General features: G+C 73.7%; 3 protein-coding genes. 1 reads left to right on the top strand and 2 read right to left on the bottom strand.

All coding sequences use genetic code 11. The annotated features are described in order from the left end of the window. On the top strand, positions 1-1,018 hold a 1,018-nt coding region (locus ABYE80_RS20075), incomplete at its 5' end, for a hypothetical protein (RefSeq protein WP_372792101.1). 73 nt (positions 1,019-1,091) lie between these two features. Here the strand turns inward: ABYE80_RS20075 and ABYE80_RS20070 are convergent. Together ABYE80_RS20070 and ABYE80_RS20065 are read right to left on the bottom strand one after the other, a co-directional pair. Further along, positions 1,092-1,997 carry a DUF3293 domain-containing protein gene (locus ABYE80_RS20070; RefSeq protein ID WP_372792099.1) on the bottom strand — a complete coding sequence of 302 codons (906 nt, stop codon included), beginning with the start codon at positions 1,995-1,997 and terminating at the stop codon, positions 1,092-1,094. A 24-nt stretch (positions 1,998-2,021) separates the two neighbouring features. Then, entirely contained in the window at positions 2,022-2,189 is a 168-nt protein-coding gene (locus ABYE80_RS20065) for an ATP-binding domain-containing protein (protein ID WP_372792103.1), read from the bottom strand. Positions 2,190-2,195 lie beyond the last annotated feature (6 nt).

The raw sequence follows: 2,195 nt of genomic DNA, 5'->3' as shown, positions 1-2,195 counted from the left end.
GGGCGACCCGGTGTCGGCGCTCGCTCGCTTCGAAGGGCTCGAGCGCGTGCGGCCCGCCGCCGTCTGGACGACAGCGGTGACGCTCGACGTGGCGCCTGCCGGTTCGTGTGCGCACCTGGCGCCGCTCGTCGACCTCACGACCGACGCGGCGATCCGCAGTCTCGGCGCGACGGTCAAGGCCGCGCTCGCCGCTGACCCGAGCGGCACGTCCGGACTGCCGTTGGGCGCGGCGTGGGACGCCGCCGCCCTGGCCGGCGACGCCGGCGAGCGCCTCTGCGGCCGTGACGAGCCACGCAGGTGGAGCCGGCTGCCGCGTAAGGTGGTCGCCCCGGAACCCGACGAGGAGCCCGGTCCCCCGGCCCTTCTCAGGGCGGCCGCGCGGCTCCACGAGGACGAGGAATCCGCCGTGGCCGCAGACGAGGCCTGTCGCCTGGCACTGGCGTCGGAGCCAGGGGCGCGCGGGGCGACGTGGTGGGTGCTGGCGCGATCCCCGAACCTCCGGCGCGTCGTCGGTGTCGAACTGCTGCGGGAGATCGTCCGCGACCCGGCGATCGACAGCTGGTCGCGCGTCCTGCTGCTCGGGACACCGAGAACCGTCGACGCCGACCTGTCGCAGCGGGTCTGGTTCGGCAGCATCGATCCGGCGAGCGCCACGATCGTCCTGCGCGGCTGCGGCCCAGCCGCCACCCGGCTCGCCCACGCGGCGCTCGATCGGGCGACGCCGACCTCGCCGCAGTCGGACCTCGCGCGTGCGGCCGGCGCGATGCTCTACCTCGGGCGGGACAGCTGGGCGGCCTACGCGGCCGCGAGCCGGATGGCGGGAGACGACCGCTGGCCGCTGCTGCTTCGCGCGATCGCGGTATCGACCGCACGGCGCCTCTTCGACCAGGTGCGCGAGGACGACCCCGAACGGGATCGGCTCGACATTCGCCCTGACCCGTGGAGCGGTGGTCCGTGGGTGCATCTCGATGACGTCGAACGACGGCTGTGGGGGCCGCCGAGGGCGTCCAGCGCGTGAGGACTCGTCATCGACGTACGTCGAGGCAGCTGTTCCTTCCGGCGAGGGCGCTGCGGCGCTGGGTGCGCTGAGGTCAGGGCACGAGGAGCACGTGCGGCGGCAGCCGACGAACCCAGAGCGGGTCCAGACCCGGGCAGTTCGCCGTGATGACGGCGTCGGTCTGGTCCTCGCTGAGTTCGCCGCGGCGGTGATCGCTCAGTGCCTCGGCCACCGCCCGAGCCGCGCTCGGGGACTCGCAGACGTCCTTCACGTGCAGCTTCTCGCGCCCGTCCTGGAACCACAGCGGGCGACAGTCACGGATCGTGATGCCGTGCCGGTCCGCGACGAAGATCGCGCGCTGCCCGAAGTCCCGCCCGAGCAGGCGCACGGCCTCCACGGGCACGTCGCGGACGGCGAAGCTCTCTTCCCAGTGGGAGCCGTCGGCGGCGCCGCCACCGGCCTCCTCGGCGACGGCGCCGAGGTGCTCGAGCCGTGCCCGGAGCCGCTCGTTGGCGTGCGCGTTCTCGTCGGCGTCGATGACGGCGCTACCGGGGTTGTGGGCGGTGATGACGCAGACCGCCTGCCCGTCGGGGCGGCCGGGCGCGTCGCGCACGGGACCGCAGTAGCCGTCGAACTCCAGCGTCGCCTCGCCGTACCACGCGAAGGGGCCGTTCGGGGCACCGTCGGTCCCGATGCCGGGACGCACGAACCGCCGCAGATCGCCCGGCGGGGCACTGAACAGCCGACTCTGCTCGATCGCTTCGCTCAACGCGAGCGCGCCGCGCGGGTTGGACGAGTGCACGGACACGCTGACGAGCGGCCACACGCGCTCACGCGTCATCCATGCGGTGACGGCCGTGCCGTCCTCCCCCGGCAGGTCGTAATCGAGCGACAGCTCGTCGACGGGTGTGCGCTGCAGGACGGCGATCGCTTCGCGCGCTGTGCGGGCGAGCGTCCAGCCGTCGGGGGCGGGCCGCGTGTCGTCGAGGTAGAGGCGCATGGGCGGTGGCGTCTCGACGTGGGACTACGCGGCGCCGCCGGCGGGCGCCACCAGCACCACGTGGTTGCGCGCCCGCGACATCCCGACGTAGAGCTGATGGTCCATCGAGGAGCTGTCGAGATCCTCCATCTCGCACATCACGACGACCGCCGCCTCCAGCCCCTTGAAGCCGCGGATCGAGCTGAACCGCACGACGTC

This window comes from Paraconexibacter sp. (genome assembly GCF_041602235.1).
Classification (GTDB): Bacteria; Actinomycetota; Thermoleophilia; order Solirubrobacterales; family Solirubrobacteraceae; genus Paraconexibacter.
This window is presented reverse-complemented; position numbering and strand designations above follow the sequence as displayed.

Excerpts from the sequence above, each read along its gene's own strand:
- ABYE80_RS20070 (WP_372792099.1), bottom strand. The coding sequence starts at position 1,997 with ATGCGCCTCTACCTCGACGACACGCGGCCCGCCCCCGACGGCTGGACG.